This is a genomic window from Bacillus sp. CFBP9009 (assembly GCF_036541465.1).
In the GTDB taxonomy this organism is placed as follows: domain Bacteria; phylum Bacillota; class Bacilli; order Bacillales; family DSM-1321; genus Peribacillus.
Map to the genome: position 1 here is coordinate 13,541 of NZ_JAZHFU010000029.1, position 20,664 is coordinate 34,204.

General features: G+C 35.1%; 22 protein-coding genes and 2 pseudogenes. 18 read left to right on the forward strand and 6 right to left on the reverse strand.

The features are described 5' to 3' along the window. The first annotated feature begins 619 nt into the window (after positions 1-619). Together V3595_RS27405 and V3595_RS27410 are read left to right on the forward strand one after the other, a co-directional pair. Positions 620-1,489, forward strand: coding sequence for a MurR/RpiR family transcriptional regulator (locus tag V3595_RS27405; RefSeq protein ID WP_485910998.1), 870 nt, complete (start codon positions 620-622; stop codon positions 1,487-1,489). Between the two features lie 402 nt (positions 1,490-1,891). Continuing rightward, entirely contained in the window at positions 1,892-2,752 is an 861-nt protein-coding gene (locus V3595_RS27410) for a transporter substrate-binding domain-containing protein (protein WP_485911000.1), read from the forward strand. A gap of 362 nt (positions 2,753-3,114) precedes the next feature. Here V3595_RS27410 and V3595_RS27415 read toward each other — a convergent pair whose 3' ends face one another. Then, a complete protein-coding gene (locus V3595_RS27415) occupies positions 3,115-3,273 on the reverse strand; it encodes a hypothetical protein (protein WP_485911002.1) in 159 nt (52 codons plus the stop codon). A 277-nt stretch (positions 3,274-3,550) separates the two neighbouring features. On the opposite strand from V3595_RS27415, the gene V3595_RS27420 reads away from it, so the two are divergent. The 3 genes from V3595_RS27420 (at position 3,551) to V3595_RS27430 (ending at position 5,107) form a co-directional block, all read left to right on the forward strand. Then, positions 3,551-3,934 carry a nuclear transport factor 2 family protein gene (locus tag V3595_RS27420; protein WP_485911004.1) on the forward strand — a complete coding sequence of 128 codons (384 nt, stop codon included), beginning with the start codon at positions 3,551-3,553 and terminating at the stop codon, positions 3,932-3,934. Positions 3,935-4,248: 314 nt separating this feature from the next. After that, entirely contained in the window at positions 4,249-4,743 is a 495-nt protein-coding gene (locus tag V3595_RS27425) for a helix-turn-helix transcriptional regulator (RefSeq protein ID WP_485911006.1), read from the forward strand. A 40-nt stretch (positions 4,744-4,783) separates the two neighbouring features. Next, positions 4,784-5,107 (forward strand): hypothetical protein, encoded by a 324-nt coding sequence (locus V3595_RS27430; RefSeq protein WP_485911008.1) that lies wholly within the window; start codon positions 4,784-4,786, stop codon positions 5,105-5,107. Between the two features lie 189 nt (positions 5,108-5,296). Here V3595_RS27430 and V3595_RS27435 read toward each other — a convergent pair whose 3' ends face one another. Further along, complete coding sequence (locus V3595_RS27435) at positions 5,297-5,941, reverse strand: YczE/YyaS/YitT family protein (RefSeq protein WP_485911010.1); 645 nt, start codon at positions 5,939-5,941, stop codon at positions 5,297-5,299. A gap of 94 nt (positions 5,942-6,035) precedes the next feature. On the opposite strand from V3595_RS27435, the gene V3595_RS27440 reads away from it, so the two are divergent. The 5 genes from V3595_RS27440 (at position 6,036) to V3595_RS27460 (ending at position 11,575) form a co-directional block, all read left to right on the forward strand. Continuing rightward, on the forward strand, positions 6,036-6,452 hold the full coding sequence (locus V3595_RS27440; protein ID WP_485911012.1) for a MarR family winged helix-turn-helix transcriptional regulator: 417 nt from the start codon (positions 6,036-6,038) through the stop codon (positions 6,450-6,452). An 82-nt stretch (positions 6,453-6,534) separates the two neighbouring features. Then, the gene (gene paiA / locus V3595_RS27445; RefSeq protein WP_485911014.1) at positions 6,535-7,053 is read left to right on the forward strand and encodes a spermidine/spermine N(1)-acetyltransferase; all 519 of its coding nucleotides are present in this window, start codon (positions 6,535-6,537) and stop codon (positions 7,051-7,053) included. A 23-nt stretch (positions 7,054-7,076) separates the two neighbouring features. Next, complete coding sequence (locus V3595_RS27450) at positions 7,077-7,700, forward strand: FMN-binding negative transcriptional regulator (protein WP_485911016.1); 624 nt, start codon at positions 7,077-7,079, stop codon at positions 7,698-7,700. A 582-nt stretch (positions 7,701-8,282) separates the two neighbouring features. Further along, on the forward strand, positions 8,283-10,637 hold the full coding sequence (locus tag V3595_RS27455; RefSeq protein ID WP_485911018.1) for an FtsX-like permease family protein: 2,355 nt from the start codon (positions 8,283-8,285) through the stop codon (positions 10,635-10,637). Positions 10,638-10,807: 170 nt separating this feature from the next. Next, a complete protein-coding gene (locus V3595_RS27460) occupies positions 10,808-11,575 on the forward strand; it encodes an ABC transporter ATP-binding protein (protein ID WP_485911020.1) in 768 nt (255 codons plus the stop codon). 308 nt (positions 11,576-11,883) lie between these two features. Here the strand turns inward: V3595_RS27460 and V3595_RS27465 are convergent, their stop codons facing one another. Then, positions 11,884-12,510 (reverse strand): hypothetical protein, encoded by a 627-nt coding sequence (locus V3595_RS27465; protein WP_434368826.1) that lies wholly within the window; start codon positions 12,508-12,510, stop codon positions 11,884-11,886. Between the two features lie 360 nt (positions 12,511-12,870). Here V3595_RS27465 and V3595_RS27470 point away from each other — a divergent pair. Continuing rightward, positions 12,871-13,193: pseudogene (locus V3595_RS27470) on the forward strand (Tn3 family transposase); the annotation flags it as partial. A 347-nt stretch (positions 13,194-13,540) separates the two neighbouring features. On the opposite strand, the gene V3595_RS27475 reads toward V3595_RS27470, so the two are convergent. Continuing rightward, positions 13,541-14,158: a cell wall hydrolase gene (locus V3595_RS27475; RefSeq protein ID WP_427572265.1), complete on the reverse strand. Its 618-nt coding sequence runs from the start codon at positions 14,156-14,158 to the stop codon at positions 13,541-13,543. Positions 14,159-14,455: 297 nt separating this feature from the next. On the opposite strand from V3595_RS27475, the pseudogene V3595_RS27480 reads away from it, so the two are divergent. The 5 genes and pseudogenes from V3595_RS27480 (at position 14,456) to V3595_RS27500 (ending at position 17,093) form a co-directional block, all read left to right on the forward strand. Then, positions 14,456-15,003 (forward strand): annotated as a pseudogene (locus tag V3595_RS27480) (FMN-binding negative transcriptional regulator). 177 nt (positions 15,004-15,180) lie between these two features. Then, positions 15,181-15,363, forward strand: a complete 183-nt coding sequence (locus tag V3595_RS27485) for a hypothetical protein (protein ID WP_034310968.1) — start codon at positions 15,181-15,183, stop codon at positions 15,361-15,363. A gap of 57 nt (positions 15,364-15,420) precedes the next feature. After that, positions 15,421-15,552, forward strand: coding sequence for a DUF6254 family protein (locus tag V3595_RS27490; RefSeq protein ID WP_402906230.1), 132 nt, complete (start codon positions 15,421-15,423; stop codon positions 15,550-15,552). 384 nt (positions 15,553-15,936) lie between these two features. Next, positions 15,937-16,284, forward strand: coding sequence for a hypothetical protein (locus V3595_RS27495; protein ID WP_485911023.1), 348 nt, complete (start codon positions 15,937-15,939; stop codon positions 16,282-16,284). A gap of 464 nt (positions 16,285-16,748) precedes the next feature. Beyond that, positions 16,749-17,093, forward strand: a complete 345-nt coding sequence (locus V3595_RS27500; RefSeq protein ID WP_485911025.1) for a hypothetical protein — start codon at positions 16,749-16,751, stop codon at positions 17,091-17,093. A 108-nt stretch (positions 17,094-17,201) separates the two neighbouring features. Here V3595_RS27500 and V3595_RS27505 read toward each other — a convergent pair whose 3' ends face one another. Beyond that, positions 17,202-17,918 carry a vanadium-dependent haloperoxidase gene (locus V3595_RS27505; protein ID WP_485911027.1) on the reverse strand — a complete coding sequence of 239 codons (717 nt, stop codon included), beginning with the start codon at positions 17,916-17,918 and terminating at the stop codon, positions 17,202-17,204. Between the two features lie 258 nt (positions 17,919-18,176). On the opposite strand from V3595_RS27505, the gene V3595_RS27510 reads away from it, so the two are divergent. Both V3595_RS27510 and V3595_RS27515 read left to right on the forward strand, forming a co-directional pair. Continuing rightward, the gene (locus tag V3595_RS27510; protein ID WP_485911029.1) at positions 18,177-19,037 is read left to right on the forward strand and encodes a hypothetical protein; all 861 of its coding nucleotides are present in this window, start codon (positions 18,177-18,179) and stop codon (positions 19,035-19,037) included. Between the two features lie 49 nt (positions 19,038-19,086). After that, positions 19,087-19,998, forward strand: a complete 912-nt coding sequence (locus V3595_RS27515) for a VanW family protein (protein ID WP_485911031.1) — start codon at positions 19,087-19,089, stop codon at positions 19,996-19,998. A gap of 187 nt (positions 19,999-20,185) precedes the next feature. Here V3595_RS27515 and V3595_RS27520 read toward each other — a convergent pair whose 3' ends face one another. After that, a complete protein-coding gene (locus V3595_RS27520) occupies positions 20,186-20,398 on the reverse strand; it encodes a hypothetical protein (RefSeq protein ID WP_485911033.1) in 213 nt (70 codons plus the stop codon). Positions 20,399-20,664 lie beyond the last annotated feature (266 nt).

A 20,664-nucleotide genomic window follows, 5' to 3' on the forward strand; every position in this document is an offset into this window, starting at 1 on the left:
CAATGATGGACTGGATTTGAGACCGTTCTCCTATCCTTGAAGTGAACCCGAAAATTAGGCAGCCTTGAGGGAATGAACCCGGTAATCCACCGGGCTCATTCTTTTTAATTCTCTTTGATTCGTCTGTGTGATTATGAATATAATCTTCAGTTCTTGTTTTAAATGCTCAAGCATCTTGGAGTTAAGGGATTAATAGGACGTGATTCGATATTGTAAGCAATAATCTCCCATTAATAAGTCAAGAATGGACATAAATACAACTTTAATAGAAGAAATATGGACAAGATCCAAATAAGGGATCGGGAGAAGACCAAGAAAGAGAATTTATATAAAGCACACTCCTTTGGTTTTATACTAATCTAATAACCAAACGCCTCCTCCCCAAACTAACGTAAGAACCACTTTGATTTTTCCATATACACACCCATTCCCCCGGTTACCTTAACCTATAAATAATAGGCTAATCAGATGAAAGGATTCACCCTATAATACGAACCGGCGCCATTCAGAAGTGTCCTTTTTGATTCCGGCCATTTTCTTTGAATATAGGATATAATGGACCCAAGGTGGATCAATTTTGACGGATAATCTGCAAATTGAAGGTGAAAAGGGGATTTAAATGAGTTTATATAATCAAACAACAACAATTAATAAAATAGTTGATATTAAAGATTCTTTACCAAAAAAACAAAGACAGTTATGCGATTATATTCTAAAAAATTATCAGTCAATAGGATTAATAACAATTAAAGAGCTTGCCGATAATGCCGAAGTTGGAATTTCAACTGTGGTGCGTACGATAAATGCCTTAGGGTATGAAAATTTTAATGACTTACGAAAAGATATCTATGATGAATCGGTGCCTTCCGTCTCAAAATGGACATTGAAGAAGTCTTTTACAGAAATACAAAATGAAGGAGGGAAGGTTCCAACTTTAGTGCAGGTTTGGAAAGAATCAGTTAATTTATTAAACAAATCATTAGATACTAATTTAATGGAAAATTTCGAAAAAGCAATTGATTACATTGTAAAATCAGGTTATATCAATGTTTTGGGTACTCGACCGTATAAAGCAACTGCATTATATTTCGAACTGTTGCTTGGAGAATTCTATCCCAAGATAAGGCAACTAGGACATGATACGGAAGTAATTTATGACAGGATTTTGCAATTTGAAAAGGATGAAACTTTAGTAGTTTTTGCATTCGAACCCTACACTAATCGAATTATCGAAGCAGTAAAGCTGACCTATGAACTAGGCAATAGCATTATATTGATAACAGATCATATCTCATGTCCAATTATTTCATATGCGTCTGTAACGTTGAAAGTAGAGGTTAGTGAAGAACAATTTTCAGTAATACCTATTATGGCATTAATTGATGCATTGGTAATTGAAATTGGTAAACGGTCATCAGAAGAATCGATTAAAAAGTTGAAAAGACTTGAAAAAACACTTATAGAAAAAAATATAACGTTTACTTATTAATACTAGAAAAACAATTTTATATCCAATGGTTTTTTGTTTTTGCTCAAGGGGAGCTTGTTAATTCATCAACCAATGCTCTGATGGACATTTCTCTGTTAGTATCGTCATTTCAATAATTTTATGTATATACTTGGTTATAAAAAGAAAAATGAAAATAAAACCTTTAATTATAGGAGCAATTTTTCTTCAACTAACAGCTGCTTTAGTTCAAACAGAAATTAAATTAGGACTACACATTTTAGATTTGTCTAATATGTGTAGTCCTTTTCATATCAACTGCTACGCTAATATAACCTAAATATAAAAAAGTGTTTGTTTTTGAAGGTGATTCATTTATTTTGTTGTATTTTTAATAATTGGTAGATCAATTAAAAATATAGAAAAAAATGGAGGTAAAATCACATGTTTAACAATTGGAAAAAAGCACTGATGGCTGGAGTGATTAGCATATCCTTGCTAGGTACTGGGTATGTCGGTCACGACCTGATCTCCTCGCAAAACGTCTCGGCTGAACCTGCATCAGAAAATGCACCAGGGCATTTGAAAAAAGTTGAGTCTTCCCAGCTTGATGAGATAATCGAACGTGGATACATCCGGGTAGGAATGACTGGGGACTACAAACCATTTACCTATTTGAACCCGGAAACAAATGAGTATGAAGGCTTTGACGTGGACGCTGCCAAAGAGCTTGGCAAAGACCTTGGTGTGGAGGTGGAATTTGTCGCTACCGCATGGCCTGCGATGATGAAAGACCTGCAAGCGGACAAATTTGATATCGCTGTGGGCGGTGTGACTCGCAACACAGCCAGACAAAAAAGCGCTTATGTATCCCAAGGTTACCTTTCATTCGGTAAGGTGCCTTTGATTCGCAAGGAAGATAAAGACAAGTATCTTACCATTGAAGATATCAACAAGCCTTCTGTACGCATTGGCGTAAATCCAGGCGGAACAAACGAAGAATTTGTCCATCAGTATCTAAGCAATGCTAAAGTAACGGTTGTAGAAAACAATCTTGATATCCCACATCTTGTTGCAGAAGGTACGTATGATGTAATGATCACTGACACAGTAGAAGCAATGCTGTATGCAAAAGCTGATCCCAGATTGTATGCGGCTCAAACTGACAAGCCTTTCACAAACAGTGAAAAAGGCTATATGATCCCAAGAGGTGATTTCATTTATGCAAGCTACTTGGAAATGTGGATGGATGAAATGAAGCTCCAGGGAAAATTTGATGCCCTCTACAAAAAGTGGATGGAATAGAATATAGAGGTGCTCCCAAAGCAACTCTAAATACTGCCGTGTAGGTAAGCGTTTTTCCGATAACAGGTGCTTTAATAGTATTAGAAGGCTTTTTTACGGATTATAAAACCATAAGCTTGTCTCAGTCTTACTCTTTGGACATTACGCACGGTCAACCTCATTTCCATAGCACATTAGAAATAATGTCACAAAAGTCTTAAAAAGGTTAACATTCTTTATTTCTCCACCTGTGTTAGTACCTTAAAAAAGGCCATCATTTGATAGCCTTTTAAATGTAAAAAAAATATCCTTAATTAACTAAAGGGGCAGGCTAGCTCAATAATTTTGAAGCAGAAAAATAAAAAACCACTTAGAGTGGTTTTTTAATCGCGCATTGCTCCTGCCTCTCGGGAAGTCATTGCACCTTGTCCTTCGTTTACATCTTTTTGAATTTGTTGTTTTACTTTTTGTGCATCAGTTCCGGCAAATTCCGGTTTCATAATTGAATCCAAGTTCCCTTTAGCTTGTTGATTCTGTTGCATACAAGTCCTCCTCAATTTATTGTTTAACAATCTTATTATTTACAAAAAAGTTCAAGAGTACTATTTGAACTTTGTTCAACAATTGGTCCAGAATATTGAAGAAACAGAAGCAAATTGCTTTTGCAAAAATAGCCCTAAAAACCATTAACACCTCTCGGAAACTCAAGTGATACTCTACATACTTCATCGTATTATTTTGTGGGAATTGAAGGGAATATATGTGTCGTAAAGAATATATATTTTAAAAAATTATATTGATGAGAGGGATATATATATCATGATTAGTGAAAAGAGCAAAGAAATCATTGAAAATTATATTCTGACCTACAATTCGTTTGATATTGAAAGTATGGTTAAACTCCTTCATAAAGAGATAATGTTTAGGAATTTCACGAATTGCGAAATGAACACAGAGACCAGAGGAATACAAGAGTTTAGAGAACTGGCGGAAAAGTCGTCAAAGATTTTCTCTAGTCGCCGTCAGACGGTTATTGACTATAGTGCTATAGATGATAAAGCAGAAGTGCAAATTGAATATGAAGCAATACTGGCTGTTGATTTGCCTAACGGATTAAAGAGTGGAGATAAGATTCAATTAAAAGGAAAGTCCATATTTGGACTTAATGAAGGGAAAATATCATTAATTGAAGATTATAGTTGAGTGCATCTAACATTAATTGAGCTAACGGATTTCTTTATTGCAATAAACGCGTGAACAGGCTTCATAAGCCTTTAATAATATTGTCGGTATTCAACAAAAGGGAGCGGTTCTTTAATAAGAAATACTTTTCTTAATTAACTAAAAGATGCTTTACTTTATTATCAGGAGCTGATCAGCAGCTCCTTTTCTTATGCAGCTAAAGGGGCAGTGACTACAAACAATTAATATGTGAGATTTTATTCAAAAAGGTATTTTTTTGTTGAAAAATAATACTTTTAGTGTAAAATTACACTAAAAGGGAGTATTTAGTATATATGGAAAAAGAAGAATTCATCAATTTAATATCAGAAAAAATGAAACTTGTTCGAACAGAACAAAGTTTTTCTCAAGATAAGATGTCTGAAATTCTAGGGATTTCGAAAAAAACACTAGTTCAAATTGAAAAAAGAAGAACAGAAGCCAATTGGATCACCGTTGTTGCCTTTTGTGCTTTGTTTAATCATAGCCAATTATTGATATCATCAATTGGTGACAATCCAGTTGATTTTGTTCAGTTAATTGCTAGCAAAAATGGTGGTACGCCTAAAGAAAAAACAATGGGTGGTAAGATATGGTGGAAAGAAATCGAGTATAGAGGGGATTTTCGTTTGCAACAAAATTTGATTAGTAACCATTACCGTATATTGGATCAATATGATTATCGTTGGCATAGTTCTTTTGATAAAGAAGAGAGTTTAAGTCGTTTAAATGAATTACAGGATGTGGGGAATATCGAGATAGACAAAGGTATAGGGATATATGAAGAATAGGATTTTGCTTGTTCTATTGATAATAAGTTTAGGAGTAAATATGTATATATTCGGAAAATGGTTTCTGACTGAACAAAGGTATGAACCTTCCTCTGAAGAAAAGGTTATTTTAAGTGAAATGGTTCAAAAAACGGTTGAGAGTGAAGAGTATAAAAAGATAGCAGAAAAAGAGAATATCATTGCTATTGATACAAGTATTGATAAAAATAAAGGGGGAGTATTCCCCTACTATTTTGAGGTAAGTGTTCGTACTGATAAGCTGACCTATCTTTTTTCTTGTAATAATGAACAATGCTCAAAAATGGAAAATGGAGGTTGGACTTACTCTATATATCAAGACGAAAGTCCACGACTTCCATTTTAAAAAATAGAGAAAAGCCAAAAAATAACTGTAATAAAAGAAAGCCTACATCCTTTAATAACAAGGGGCGTAGGCTTTCTTTATTCTTATAGGTGTTTAATTTACAATATAGTTGTACTGATTTAAAAAAAGTTTAACCGTTTTTCTTATGGAACTATAGGGGCAGGTTAGTTCAAGAAACAAAAAACCATTCTATAATGAATGGTTTTTATCTTTATCATAATTTGGTGATGTACTGGATTGTGTTAATATGCGGTCTAATACTTTTTCAGTAAATGGCATAAAGAAATTAAGTATTAGCCCCCCTAAACAAACGGTTAATAAAGTTCCAACGCCAATTGGTCCATTTGAAATCATTGCCAATATCAAGAATAGGAGGTAAATGAATGTTCTCGAAAGGAATATATTTGTTTTAGTTAATTCTTGTATGATTAATGTTAATCGGTCAACTGGGATCGGTGCAAAATTTGTGTGTAAATATGTTGCAGTTCCTAATCCTATAACAACTAAGCCGATTCCAAAACAAACAACTTTGCTGTACCATAGTTCAGGTGTTATCAAATTGTGCAATAAAAAAAGCCACATATCAATACCAATACCCGTTATAAATGCTGTTAATAACCCCAAAACTTCTGGTCTTTGCCTTTTTAAAAATGAATTAAAACATATCAATATCAAAGCTATTATTATTTCCCAACTTCCCACAGTAAGCCCCACATTTATGGACAGTCCCACCAAAAATGCATCAAAAGGTGAAGTTCCAAGGTCTGATTGTATAGTGAAAGAAATACCAAGGGTTAATATTAAAATTCCCAATACATAAAAAACATATTTCACTTTACTTGACCCCTTTATCATGTTTTTTTGTTGCAAACGCAACAAAATCAGGTTAAATTTAATATATGTTATTTTTATTGTATTTGCAACAAAAATGCGTACTAAGGGGTTAATTAAGAAGGGAATTCTTCGTGAAATTGGAATGATAGCAAGGGCATTAGAATCCATAAGTAATATCGAATTTAAAGAATATGACCTTACAAAAGGGCAGTATTTGTACCTTGTTCGAATATGTGAAAACCCAGGCATCATTCAAGAAAAGTTAGCTGAGATGATAAAAGTAGATCGAACAACAGCAGCTCGTGCTATAAAAAATCTTGAAATCAATGGCTTTATTGAAAAGAAAGAAGATAAACATAACAAAAAAATTAAAAAACTCTTTCCAACAGAGAAAGGGAATAATGTTTATCCTTTTATAAAAAGCGAAAATGATTATTCCAATATCGTTGCATTAGAGGGATTTTCCGAAAGAGAAGTAGAAACCATTTTCAATCTTCTTCAAAGAGTATGAAAAAATATAGAAAAAGACTGGGAATTTGTTAAAAAGGGAAACAAGAGAAATTATTGATTATATAAAGGAGCGACATATTTAAATGACTATAAATATAAAAAAGTGTACCCTTGAAGATTCACGCAAACTTCAAGAAATTAGTTATGAAACATTTAATGAGACATTTAAGCATCAGAATTCTCCCGAAAATATGAATGCCTATTTGGAAAGGGCATTTAACTTAAAACAATTAGAAAAAGAATTATCCAATATTTCTTCACAATTCTTTTTTGTTTATTTTAATAATGAAGTCGCTGGATATTTAAAGGTCAATACCAATGATGCTCAGACTGAAGAAATGGGTGATGAATCACTTGAAATCGAGCGGATTTATATAAAGAACAAATTTCAAAAACTTGGGCTTGGTAAATATCTGTTAAATAAGGCTATGGAAATCGCAATGGAACGTAATAAAAAGAAAATCTGGCTTGGCGTATGGGAAAAAAATGAAAATGCTATTGGTTTTTATCAGAAAATTGGTTTTGTTCAAACTGGAGCCCATTCTTTTTATATGGGTGATGAAGAACAAACGGACTTTATAATGACCAAAACACTTCTATAACTTTTTTTGAAAGGTGGATCATTATGTATATTCCAAAATATTATAAGGTCACAAATGTTGATGAAATTTGGGATTTTGTTCAAAAAAACTCTTTTGGCACGATTGTCACAACAGAACAAGGGAAACCAATTGCGACTCATTTGCCTTTGGGGTTAAATAAAAAAGGTGATGATTACTATATTACTGGGCATATGGCTTATGGAAATCCTCAGTGGAGAACATTTGAAACATGTGAAGATGTGCTTGTTATGTTTCAGGGACCGAACGCTTACATATCTTCTTCTTGGTATGGGCATGAAGAAGTTTCAACATGGAATTATCAAGCCGTCCATGTATATGGTAAAGCAAGCATTTTAGAGAAAGATGAATTAATAGAAGAATTGACATTAATGCTGGAAAAATATGAAGAAAATCGTGAAAATCCTGTTTTATGGGACAAACTTTCTCCTCAGCTCTTAGAAAGTGAACTGAAAGGTATAGTTGGATTTAGGATTAAGGTGGGAGAAATTCAGGCTGCTTATAAATTAAGTCAGAACCGAAATGAAACGGATTATATTAACATCATTGATAAATTACAAAATGAAGGAAATCCAAATTCGAAACAAATGGCAGAACTGATGGAAAACAGATTAAAAAATCACATATAAGCCCACTTTATTTTAACCTTCAGATGCAAGAATTAAAGAACGGAACGGAGCTGTCATACTGGCAGCTTCTCTTCAGTTTGTGGAAAGATTGTACTTAAAGTAAAGGGTGCGTTAGTTCATTAAAGAGCTGTGACGATCAGCTCTTTTCTTATGGAGCTAACGGGGCAGGTTACCTTAATAAGAAAATAATAACTGTCGAAACTACATCTAAAGTTGTATGGCAAATTTAGCCTTAAGCTGTATTAAAGATTTCCATTAAATTGTTATATTTAAATAAGTGGAAAGCTTTTTATTTAATGAGTTTGTATCGATCGTCAGTTCTTTTTTATTATGCTAACGGTGCAGTTTATTTGAAGAAGGAATGTAAATGAATAGTTAATTTTTGTGAACCATAAAGGATATTAGTATACCCAATTGAAGTATTAAAAGATACTGAGTTTGGCAGAGGAAAGAATGAGTATTAATAAATATCTTCTTATATGTTTACCGTTAATTTTGTCATACTTGCTTAGTGCTTGTTTTGGAAATGAAAAAGTTATAGAAATAGAAAAAATATTATCCATGTAGGAAGGAGGAAAAATTTTGTTTTTAAAAATTGTAAAGAATGATTTCATCAGGAATAAAATTGTAAATATTTCAGTATTTGTATTTATAACTATGGCAGTTATTTTGGCAGCTAGTGCAACAAATATCATTGCCAATCTGATTCAGTCGATGTCGGAACTTCAGGAAAGTGCAGTCCCAGCTGATATTACGCAGATGCATTCCGGAGAATATGACCAGGCAGAAATCGATCAATTTACTGAAGAACACCGTGAGAATATAGCGATGCAGGAGACGATGGTTCTTCTGACTTTTGATGGAAGTAATATTCATTTTGACCAAAATCAAACGATGGCTGGAACTATACAGGATATTTCATTTGTCGTACAGAATAAAAATTTTGATTTTATATTGGATCTGGCTAATGAAAAGCTGGATGTAACGGAAGGGGAAGTGGCGGTTCCCATCTATTCCATGCAGCAATATGACTTAAAAATAGGTGATGCGATTACGGTGAAAAGCGGAGAGTATGAGAAAGAGTTTGTCATTTCAGATTATGCAAGAGATTTTGAGATGAACTCTTCCCTTACTTCTTCGAAACGGTTTGTGATTAATCAGGCAGACTATAATGAAATGCTTTTAAAGCAGGCAGGGGAACTGGAATATCTGATCGAATTCAAACTGCATGAAAACGGGGATTCTCAGGCTGTTCAGACGGCATATATCGAAGAAGGTCTTCCAGCAAACGGCCCTACAGTCGGTGGAAAGGTATTTCTGTTGTTTAATGCCATGTCAGATGCGGCAGTTGCAATGATTATTATACTTATCAGTATTCTGCTGATTATTATCGCTTCGCTCTGTATCAGACTTACGTTTCTGGCAACGATTGATGAAGATTTAAGAGAAATCGGTGTGATGAAAGCAATCGGAATATCCAAAAAGGCTATAAAGAAGGTTTATCTTAACAAATACAGAGTCATGTCAGTAGCAGCAGGTATCATAGGCTATCTGCTTTCCTTTGCAGTAGTAAATCTGTTTAACGGTAATATGAGACTTTACCTATCTTCGGATGTATCAGGAAACTTAAAATATGTACTATCTTTTATCGCTCCATTATTTGTATATTTCATGATTTTGATGTACTGCAAGAAAGTACTGAAAAGAATCGATAAGATTTCTGCGGTGGAAGCATTGCGTTCAGGTATCATGGACCGTGGAAAGAACCGAAAATACAGTTTTCCACTGCTTAAGAACAAATTCTTCAGCACCAATATTTACATGGGACTTAGGGATGTATGGAAACGATTCAAATTATACAGGTTACTGTTCATTATTTTTATCGTATGTACGTTTATTGTCATACTTCCCATAAATATTTATAACACCATGAATTCACCGGGATTTTCCACATACATGGGAATAGGAAAATCCGACATGAGAATCGATCTTCGAAGGACAGATACGATTACAGAAGATTTTAAAAAGCTGCAGGAAGAGCTGAAAAATGATTATGATATTGAAAAGTATGCGGCCTACATCACGTGTTCCTACCAGGTCAAAAATGCGGAAGGTTCCTGGGACTATATTAATATTGAAACCGGAGATTTTTCCGTATTTCCATTAAAATATCTGGAAGGAAGAGCACCGCGGGGTGAAGGGGAAATCTCACTTTCCTATGCCAATTCGTCAAAAGATGGATTAATCAAGAAAGTGGGAGATAAGGTAGTCGTAAAGGTTGCCGGGACAGAAAAGACTTTGAAAGTAACGGGAATTTATCAAGATATTACAAATGGCGGGAAAACAGCAAAGGCGCATACCAGTCTTGGTTTAAATGAAGAGACCGTTCTTTGGTATATTGTGAGCATGGATGTGGCTCCAGGCGTTGATATTCGTGAGAAAATGGACTACTACCAGAATACCTATGATTCTGCGCAGGTAAATGATATCAAGGAATATACCCAACAGACTCTTGGAAATCTTATTGATCAGATGAGCACAATTGTTATAGGCGGAATCGCAATTGCAGTAATCATTGCAGTATTGATAACTGCATTATTCCTTAAGATGATATTGTCAAAGGATATGTCTCAGATTGCAATCATGCGAAGTGTGGGATTAACTTCTAAAAATGTTAGTCATCAATATACGGCAGGAACTTTGATGGTACTGATATTGGGAATCATATTTGGAGTGTTGGCTTCTAATTATTTAGGGGAGTTTCTTGTAAGTATGGCCATGTCCTCTATGGGAGCTGCAAAAATTGAATTGGTTCATGTTGTATGGCAGACTTGGCTGCTATGTCCGTTAGCGTTGATTGTAGTAGTTGGATTTACTATATCTGTGTGCTGTAAGGTAACGGTAGAGGATGATTTATCAGTAGTTTTAAGAAGTTAGTACTGCTGAAAAAGGTCTGGGCAGGAGGCGTAACTGCGAAGGTAGAAGAAGTTTCCTGCGTGAAGGCACCGATGCAGAAATAGAATGCAGATTCCTGAAAAATAAGGCAATTCCGGGGTGCCTCTGTGGATATAGACTGTGATTAAATGTTTGACATTGGAGGAATATATATGAGCAATATATTAGAAGCAAGAAGTATGAACAAAAAAGTAGAATTAGGAAAAGATAATGAGATTGATATTTTAAAAGATGTAAGCTTGGAGATAGAAGTAGGTGAATTCGTATCGGTCATGGGGCCATCCGGAAGCGGGAAATCAACACTGCTATATAATGTAAGCGGTATGGATAGAATGACTTCTGGTAGTGTGAAATTTAAAGGCCGTGAAATCGGCAGACTAAAAGAAGAAGAACTGGCAAAGATTCGAATGAATAACATGGGATTTATCTTTCAGGATATTAATCTTTTGAAGAATCTGTCAGTGATTGACAATGTTATGTTTCCAGCTCTTGTATCAAAAGATGCGGATAAAAATGAGGTACATCAAAAAGCAAAAAAACTGTTAGAAATGACAGGAATTAAAAAGCTTGCAGATAATAATATCACCCAGGCATCTGGTGGACAGCTACAGAGAGTCGGCATCTGCAGAGCATTGATAAATGATCCGGATATCATATTTGGAGACGAACCGACCGGAGCATTAGATTCCAAATCGACAGAAGAGATTATGTCAATTCTTGCAAAGATTAATAAAAAAGGGACAACCATAATGCTCGTTACGCATGATGCAAAGGTGGCAGCAAAAACCGAAAGAGTATTGTTTATGGTAGATGGAAATATTTTGGCACAGAAGAAAATGCGTAAATACGATGCGCAGCATGACGATATTAAGGAAAGAGAAGAAAGCATTATGAAATGGTTAGTGGAAAATGGATTCTAATTTTTCATTTTTATCAATATCCCAGGCTTTTTTCATGATGAAGATCGGAGCTGTCTTTAAGGCAGTTTTTTCTTATGGGGGTGCCGCCAGGGTCCCGCCAACATTTTAACGAAAATATATGCTAAGCCTTCGGATGTGACCGGCCCCGGCCGTCTCTCTTCTATAAAGGAAAGGCTGTTTTTATGAAGTAAATCTTTTTGTTTTTGATAATAAAATGGGAATATTTGTTTTTGTGTGAATAAGTCGAAAATAAATAAAGGTGAACAAAACCTTGTATATTTTCGACTTGTTGCTAAAGTACCAGTGTATCATTCACATCTGTACTTGAACTGAGGCTCTGTCTGTATATAAAAAGCATTTCTTACTTGTGCACTCCAATTTGCAAAGGCTGATCTCCATTCAGGAGTGTTAAAGAATTGATCTACAGTTTGAGTTTCAGAATGCCAAACTATAAATAGGTTGAGTGGGGCAATTCCTCCTGCCCAAATTCCATTATTTACGTCAGTATCTTCTTCCCTTACTAATAATAAGGGTAGACCAAATTGAAAAGCCATTGAAGGTTCTACTTGTGAATAAACTGATCCTATCCAGAATGGAGTAGATGGTGGAAGGGGTCCTGCATTGACATCAACTGTTTGAATTTTAAAACGACGAAGGTTTACTGCCAACATTCCATAGCTTGATGAAACTAACCGACGAATATCAGTTAAAATGGATTCGGGATAACTTTCGCTTAATGGTAATGTACGCGGAAAAAGCAAAGCATTCTCAATCTCTAAAATTAGACGGTTTAGAAACCGTTGTTGGTTGTCATTTAAATGAGTTGTCGTACTTAAAAATATAGGAATACGATAAGCACGGTCAATACACTCTTGGTGTGCCGATTCTATTTTCGCTTTATCTTTACGTAAAGAGCTATGCTCATTATTACTCACTTTCTCTTCATCCTTGCGTGAAGAGCTATTCTTATTTTTACTCACTTTCTCACCACCTTTTTTTATTAGTATATGGAAAAGGAATAAGTGAGTTTGGGCATAACAGGATTTCATAATAATAGAGGCTTTATAAAACAAAAATTAGTAATTTTGTCTAAAATTTAATGATTTTATAAAAAATTATTTAATTTAACTGAAGCAGGAAATAAGTAATCTATCATTAGCTATCCAAAATAAGCTTTTTGAATGAAGTCAATGTTGAGGAAAAAATATAACCCACAACAAGATTGTGGGAAAATGCTATATAGATATGAATACTTTGTGTTCAAAATTAACCATGTTATTATGTTTTATTCGGGGAACCGTATCATAAATAGTGGTAAAGCGGAGAATCGAGCTGATTATATGCTCAAAGGATGCAAACATGTCGAGCTGCGAGAATGTGCGTTACAAGATCAACTCCAACGGGCAAGTGCATTAAACATTATCATCAATGCGATTAGTGTTTGGAACACGCTGAGCAAGCAACAAAACACCGCGAAAAGCAAGGTAAACTTCAGGAAGAACTACTAAACCATATTGGATGGGAACATATCAATTTCTTGGGCGAATACAAATTCAATTTCAGGCAAAATTCGTCTCTCGATTCATTACGACCGCTGAAACAACAAGAGGGTGAGTGACTGGTGTTCGGGTTATACCGCCCGGACTATTGGGCTTAGAGTAAGAAAAAACGCTAAGCCGGTCATATCCGAAGGCTTAGCGTATATTTTCGTTAAAATGTGGCGGGACACCATCGCCATCAAGGTAACAATAACGAGTTACCCCAAAATGATAAAAACGAGTAAGATGCACAAAATTTTCGTTCTGGGGGTATTATGGTATCTTACCTTGATGGGCATGGGGTGCCGCCAAAAAGGTCGGGCAAATACTGCCCGATCTTTCAACTATACCTCACGACATAGTTAATGGGATATTTATAATACGAAACTATAAAAATATCATTCCTCAATACGTATGTAGATTAGTTTTACTTTGCAAATAAGTGGTTGCCTATTCTAATGACTGTTTCCCTTGTGAAAATCCATTCATCTGTTGCCGAGACCGGATTATAATAATAAACAGAACCATGAGTAGGATCCCAACCTTGTAATGCATCAATAACAGCTCGATAAGAATAGCTATTTGGGGTCAAATAATATTGCCCATCATGTACAGCTGTAAAAGCATTTGTCTGGAAAATAACATCGTAAGTATTTTTAGGAAAACCTGGTGTTGACATTCGGTTCAAAATTACTGCAGCGACAGCTACTTTTCCTTCATAAGTTTCTCCTCGAGCTTCTCCATAAACAACCCTTGCCATCATTTCAATACTATTTAATTTTTGTTGTGTTTGGAATCCAAAAACTCCATCTGGTAATATTCCAGAATCTAGTTGAAGTTGTTTCACTGCATGATCAGTAATTGAACCATAATACCCTGTTGGTTGACTGTTAAAGTAACCCATTTTCTTTAAATTTTCTTGTAAGTCATAAACTGCTTGTCCTTGACTTCCATTGTGTAAAATTTCTTGAGCAAAGATTGAATTTGGTATAAAAAACATGAAACAAATAAAAACAACAAACGACATTTTTTTTACATTTAACATCAAATAATAACACATCCTTCGATTCATTTTCCTACTATTCTACTTTATCATACAAGAAAAATAGATTTATCTTACATTATTCCTATTTTAAACCAAAAACTGAAGAAATTTTCAGACGAATTTGTCTGTTTATTGGGGTAGCGCCTATCGCCATCAAGCTAAGAAAAAGGATTATACCCATAACGAAAAAATAAGCTATTCTTTCTGTAAATGCTGCTGAAGATAGCTTTTTTCGTTTTGGGGTATAAAGAAATTTTAACTTGATGGGGTTTATATCAAGTGGAAAGGAGATTTTTTATGTATATCCCTAAGCAATTTGATATGCATGAAGGCATGCCTTTTGCTACACATTTACCACTGCTGTTGAATAAGGAGAAAACTATTTGTATGGTCATTTTGCATGTCCGAACCCTCAATGGAAAGATATTGAAAAACAAACAGTCTTAGCAGTTTTTCATGGTCCTCACTGTTATATCTCTTCCTCTTGGTATGAGACGAACCAAGCAGTGCCAACATGGAATTATGTGACTGTACATGTATACGGCGAAGCCGAACTTATTGAGGATGAACAGGAGTTAACGGATTCCTTGTATGACATGGTATTGAAGTATGAAGCCCCAGATAGTTCATACAAATTGCAAGATTTGGACGCTGACTTTCTCGCTGGGATGAACAGGGGAATTCAAGGCTTCAAAATAAAAATCAACAAGATAGAGGGGAAAGCGAAGTTAAGTCAAAACCATTCACTACATCGACAAGAGCTAGTTATTAATCAACTGGAACAGATCCAAAATACAGATGAGCAAAAAATTTCCTTTTTAATGAAGGCAAACCTAAAAAAATAGCGTTGGATGTTACTGCACTAACGTTTGCGCTAGCTGAAATAACCGAACTGGAACTTATTATTCACTTTGCTTTTTTTACCCGAATTATATGGCAGATTTTCATGTTACTATCGGTTTTAATTCGGGGTATATTTCTTCTTTCTGATCTCATACTAAAGTTAAGAAGGAGGGGTATCCATGGCAAAACGAACAAAGAAAAATGATGCAGATCAAAAGAACAAACAAGGATTTGATTCAAGCAAAACTGATTCAGAATTCTCTAAAGAATTTGGCAGTGCAAACGCTAATCAAGCACATAAAAATAAAGCAAAAAAAGAAAAAGCATCTAAAAATCAAGGTGAATGGAAAGGCATGCATTAATTTATACTTGCCAGACTCAAACTGTTTACTGAACTTTATGTAAAGGAGCTTATTTAGATGACTCAATCAAAGCGACAACAAGAACGCCAATGGAAAGATCGTAAACAATCGCAGAATCCACATGGTAAGGTCAATTCATTTGAACAATTGGCTGAAGATACAGGCAAAAATGGATCTGAAACTAAGTAAAACTGTTTAAGAATGAGAGGCGATCCCAAAGGGTCAGATCTCCATAATAGTTAGGTCACTCCCTTAGGGCACCCTCTCTTTATCGTTACATAATAGGTCATAATTATCGGGAGTGATGATTATGACCTTTTAGGTTTACGTATACGAGCTGGCTTTTTTTATGTTAATAGTATGGACAATAATTAGGATGTCTTCCCCTGAAGTAGATATTGTAAAAGTCAAAAGACAAAGACTACATAAAATACGGATTATAACAAAACCTTTTTGTAAGGAGTTTTTTGGAAGGGGGGAATGATCAGATATATGTTTTCGTTACGTGGAGATGCTCATAAAATTTATCTTCAATTAAAAAAAGCCTCATACAAAGACCGATCTTTCAAATGTATGAAGAAACTAATAGAAGTGGAAGAAATTCAAAATTTTTATAGTTCGATTGATAGCGAAACGTTAAAAAAAATTTATTATTGTATGATAAAAGAGAAAAACGGATCGGGAATCATTCCTATTATAATATCCTCTGGACCTTGGCTTTTTTTCCTGTTTTCAAAACAATTGCAGGATTTCCTTTTTAAAGATGGGAGTTTGCTTTGGGTTGTCTTTATTTTAATTTATATTTCCATTCTTTCCATTAGTGTGTTTCTTCACTTTCATGAAAGATCATGGTCTTTTGTTCATATTGAAATCATTCAAGAAATTTTACATGAACGAAAAGGGATAAGGGAAAAGACCTGAGGTGAGAAGCTATAACGGATTCCCTCAATGAGCAAAAAAGAGGCATCGAAGCCGATGCACATTTGATGAAAAGTGATTATTTTTCTACATATTCAATCTTATCCCATTTACTCTTTCATCCAATTCGTAAGTTAGGATGTTTTTTTTTATACAGTTTTTTAGGGGCTTAAATAATTTGAACGTTGATTTCCTCTCCAGGCACTCGCTTTCCGCGGGCGGTCCGGGAGCCTCCTCGGCGCCTTTGCGCCTGGGGGGTCTCCCCTGGACACGCTTTTCCCGCAGGAGTCTCGCACACCCGCTCCAATCAACTTTGTTTTACTTTTAGATAGAACCCTTTTGTCTACAAACTGTGCGATTCTTTAAGAAGAATCGCTTTTCTTATTAAACTAAGAGGGCAGATTACCTTAACAAAAGTAATGTAAAATATAATAAAAAAGCGTGTAGTCGGGGAGTCAGAAAATAATATGGAATGTTTTTGTGAACAAAAAGAAACAAATGAGTTAAAAGTTGAAGGTGATGTTGGGGCGGACCCTATATGGTGCAATCAATGTGGTTGCAACTTGGATATAGAGGACATTCCGATTTCAAATAAGTTAATTAGAGAATTGATTGAATGGGTAAATATGTATGGTGAATGGATTGATTGGGATGAAGATAAATTGCTTCCTAATGGGATTGAACTAGAAGAAGAACACAATAAACAAGGATTAAATTTAACAGAAAAAATTAAGAAAGAACTTGAAGGGAAATATAGAATTAAATTTTCACCTTCGACAATGGCAAGAATGTATGCAAATAAAAATCATTAATCCTTATTCCACTAACAGGTACTTTAACTAAAGATCGGGGCTGACTTTAATGCAGCTCTTTCTTTATTTAACTAAAGGTTCAGGTTAGCACAACCTGAACCCAAAACATTATTGAAGCGTATTTAGATTTTGTGGCCTTAAAAAACTTACAACTACCTCTCCAATTTGTCTGCCTAACTTTAAGCCTTCATTGTTATCCACATTAAAATGTACGCCAGCGTACAAACGCGATTGAGCACTTTCTTCCATTAGTTTTTTTATTTCGGAAGACTCTTGAGGGAAGATATAACTTAATACTGTCTCTGCACATCCCGCCACAGTTGCGTGTGCAGATGGGTAAGCTGGAAAACGAGGGGTAAACAACACAGTAGACAGATTTCTGCCATATTGATTTGGACGTGCAACATCCCAATGATATTTAAAAAACCACGTCATAACAAAGGTATCATTCATAGCAGCATGGAAATAACTCTGAACCTTTGCAACACTCGGTGATCCCAGCATATACTTTTCAGCTAAATTGAAAACTAGAGTGGTAATTTTCGCGGTTAATTCACCTGTTCCCCAATATTGTGCGATGCGTATTTGCTGGGAAGTCAATGACTTTAATGTCTCTTCTACAATGAATAACTCTGTTTCCCAATCAATATCTAGCGGATTTTTAATTCGCCAAATGATTCGTTGATGAAAGGGGTCCAGGAAATCATTGTCTCTTCCCCTTGAAATAAAAAACATTGGCCAATTTCCTGCCTCTGGAGAACCTTTAGGTGGGTTACTTTCCCCTGGGTAAGGAAATTCTGTCCATCTTCTATAACTTGTTCTCATAAAGACCACCCCCTAATAAATGTTCTCCTTGTTCCTTATGAATACGAGTAATGAAATATGACCATTTAACTTTTGTCGCCCTTATTAGAGGAGAAAGATCAGTGGTTTGAGCCATTTAAAGCCTTTATAGCTGATTCCCGCGAACCTTTACAACATAATTAACATTTCAAAGGTTTATTTGAAAAATTTCCAAATATTCAAAGGTATTCAAATGATCATGTCCTGAAATAATAAGAAAAAACGCAGGAGAAACTCTATATGAACAGAAAAAAATGTTATAAAGAATTTATCGCTATTTTTATTTTTATATTTGTCTTAATGGTGAATCACTCGGTCTATGCAATTGAATGGGAAGATGAAGATGTACCTATAAACTTTAAAATTGAGATATTACCTTGGGAGATAGTAAACAACACTATTCCTAATAGAACAAATTTCACCATTATAGACATTGAAACGGGATTATCATTTAAGGTTCAACGAAGAGCAGGTAGTCAACATGCCGATGCTCAGCCACTAACCAAGGATGATACTCAGATTATGAAGAAAATTTATCATAATCAATGGAGTTGGAAAAGAAGAGCCATTATTGTATTGATTAATAATCAAATGATCGCTGCCTCTATGAATGGAATGCCACATGGTGCCGGTGCTCTTCAAAATGGTTTTTCAGGTCACTTCTGTATTCATTTCTATGGAAGCTTAACACATCGTTTAAAAAACGAAGATCCCGCTCATAAATTAATGATATTGAAAGCGGCCGGTAAGCTTGATGAATACTTAGGCACGGTAAGTCCCTACGAACTTATCGATATTTTTACCATTGCCATGAATCAAGGAGATCGAAAATTATTATCAATGACCTTATCAAATCCGGATCATTCCAATCGTTTCATTAAACTTGCTGAAAATATTACATACTTTGGGGTTAGAGATTTTTCAGGACAACCACTTCAAGACGCAAACGGGTTAATACTCGTGGATGTACCGGTTCAAGTGAAGATTTATAAAGAGAGAGAAGGGAGTGAAAACAAGATCATTCATTTTATGATCCGAAGGGAGAGTTTGACTGATCGTTGGTTCATTGATCAAGGTGCGATTTATGAAGACTTAAAATAAGATTTGTGAAGATTCAAAAAAATTCCAATCCAGTGTGGGGGTGCATTCTATGCGATTATCATGGATTGCCGGACTTTTACTATTCGTTCAACCAGTGAATATTTCTGAAAGCTTATCGGTAACCCACCAAGGACAAACGATTGCCAGTGTCAACCATGCTGATATTACTATGCCCTTACTAGATGTTCCTATCATGGACGCGGATAAATACAATCAATTTGTCAAAAAAATAGATCAACAAGTGTACCAAAAACCTGTAAATGCCACGATAGACAAACAAGGTAATATTCTTCCTGGGCGGGTAGGTTACAAGCTATACCATCAAGCATTTAAAGAGCAATTTTATTCCTTTTTGTACAGTGGTAGAGCATACAAACTAGAAGTACCTTTGCTTGCTATTCATCCAAAAGTTGACAGCGAATTACTTGCGGAGATTCGTGAAAAAAAGATAGGTGAATATAGAACTTATTTTAATGTGAACAACAAAAATCGTACAAATAATATCTCGCTTGCTACAGAAGCCATTAATAATTATGTCGTGTTTCCAGGAGAGGTGTTTTCTTTTAATCAAGCCGTTGGCAAGAGATCAGTAAATAAAGGATATATGCTCGCTCGAGTTATCGTTAAAGGAGAGTTTTCTGAAGGGATTGGTGGAGGGATATGTCAGGTGTCATCCACCCTGTTTAATGCTATCGACAATGCAGGGTTGCAAACTATTCAACGCTATTCCCATACTAGGAGTGTTCCGTATGTTCCATCTGGCCGCGATGCTACAGTAAGCTGGTATGGTCCTGATTTTAGTTTTAAAAACAAGTACAATCAACCTATCCTAATCCGAGCTACAACCCAAGGAGGAATGGTAAGGATCATGGTTTACTCTTCAGATATGATAAATTATAAGACACGAAAAGTTCCCGCTGCTTCAAATCAGAAATCAAAAGAACAGATTTACCGTTCCTAAAAGTACACTTTTACGAACAGTTACTTTTTTATAAAATCACCTACTATAAAATTTGAAAAATTTCATTTTCAATCCAACAATATGGACGGAATACGCAATAGCCCCTCCGTTGTATAATTTCTGAGCCTTCCCTTGCACCTAATCTTCTGATCTATAAATGAATTTCACCAACAATTAAATCCTGATACTAGCTATAGAATTGTTTCCTGGCTGCAGGAGTGACAAACTCCATTATGCCGGCTGGCTTTATCGGGTTATTTTCTTCAATTCCTAGAAGCAAACCAAATTTGTCTATTCTTAATCCGGTTATTAATGCATCGGTATATTGATAATTATTAACCTTATCAAGACCTAAATTATAAAAAACCTTAATAAATAAAGGAGAGCACATATTAGCCATGTATAATACGTGCTCTCCTTTTTTCTTTTATAGAACTAAAGCGCCTGTTAGTTCTATAAAACTTACTGCATAATTTGTGTCCTACAATAAGCCTTAATGAACTAACAGGTGCGTTAGCTGAAAATCGGAGCTATCTTTAAGGTAGCTTTTTCTTTATGCAACTAACTGGGCAGGATAGCATTCCTGTAGTTCGTTATTTTTTAGCTTTGAAAAAAATAGGGCTCCTCAGTAAGATATGAGTAAGACACCACTCTAACTCAAAACTT

Coding starts and splice junctions, on each gene's coding strand:
- V3595_RS27405 (WP_485910998.1), top strand. CDS start 620: ATGAGTTTATATAATCAAACAACAACAATTAATAAAATAGTTGATATT.
- V3595_RS27410 (WP_485911000.1), top strand. CDS start 1,892: ATGTTTAACAATTGGAAAAAAGCACTGATGGCTGGAGTGATTAGCATA.
- V3595_RS27415 (WP_485911002.1), bottom strand. CDS start 3,273: ATGCAACAGAATCAACAAGCTAAAGGGAACTTGGATTCAATTATGAAA.
- V3595_RS27420 (WP_485911004.1), top strand. CDS start 3,551: ATGATTAGTGAAAAGAGCAAAGAAATCATTGAAAATTATATTCTGACC.
- V3595_RS27425 (WP_485911006.1), top strand. CDS start 4,249: ATGGAAAAAGAAGAATTCATCAATTTAATATCAGAAAAAATGAAACTT.
- V3595_RS27430 (WP_485911008.1), top strand. CDS start 4,784: ATGTATATATTCGGAAAATGGTTTCTGACTGAACAAAGGTATGAACCT.
- V3595_RS27440 (WP_485911012.1), top strand. CDS start 6,036: ATGCGTACTAAGGGGTTAATTAAGAAGGGAATTCTTCGTGAAATTGGA.
- paiA (WP_485911014.1), top strand. CDS start 6,535: ATGACTATAAATATAAAAAAGTGTACCCTTGAAGATTCACGCAAACTT.
- V3595_RS27450 (WP_485911016.1), top strand. CDS start 7,077: ATGTATATTCCAAAATATTATAAGGTCACAAATGTTGATGAAATTTGG.
- V3595_RS27460 (WP_485911020.1), top strand. CDS start 10,808: ATGAGCAATATATTAGAAGCAAGAAGTATGAACAAAAAAGTAGAATTA.
- V3595_RS27475 (WP_427572265.1), bottom strand. CDS start 14,158: ATGTTAAATGTAAAAAAAATGTCGTTTGTTGTTTTTATTTGTTTCATG.
- V3595_RS27485 (WP_034310968.1), top strand. CDS start 15,181: ATGGCAAAACGAACAAAGAAAAATGATGCAGATCAAAAGAACAAACAA.
- V3595_RS27490 (WP_402906230.1), top strand. CDS start 15,421: ATGACTCAATCAAAGCGACAACAAGAACGCCAATGGAAAGATCGTAAA.
- V3595_RS27495 (WP_485911023.1), top strand. CDS start 15,937: ATGAAGAAACTAATAGAAGTGGAAGAAATTCAAAATTTTTATAGTTCG.
- V3595_RS27500 (WP_485911025.1), top strand. CDS start 16,749: ATGGAATGTTTTTGTGAACAAAAAGAAACAAATGAGTTAAAAGTTGAA.
- V3595_RS27505 (WP_485911027.1), bottom strand. CDS start 17,918: ATGAGAACAAGTTATAGAAGATGGACAGAATTTCCTTACCCAGGGGAA.
- V3595_RS27510 (WP_485911029.1), top strand. CDS start 18,177: ATGAACAGAAAAAAATGTTATAAAGAATTTATCGCTATTTTTATTTTT.
- V3595_RS27515 (WP_485911031.1), top strand. CDS start 19,087: ATGCGATTATCATGGATTGCCGGACTTTTACTATTCGTTCAACCAGTG.
- V3595_RS27520 (WP_485911033.1), bottom strand. CDS start 20,398: ATGGCTAATATGTGCTCTCCTTTATTTATTAAGGTTTTTTATAATTTA.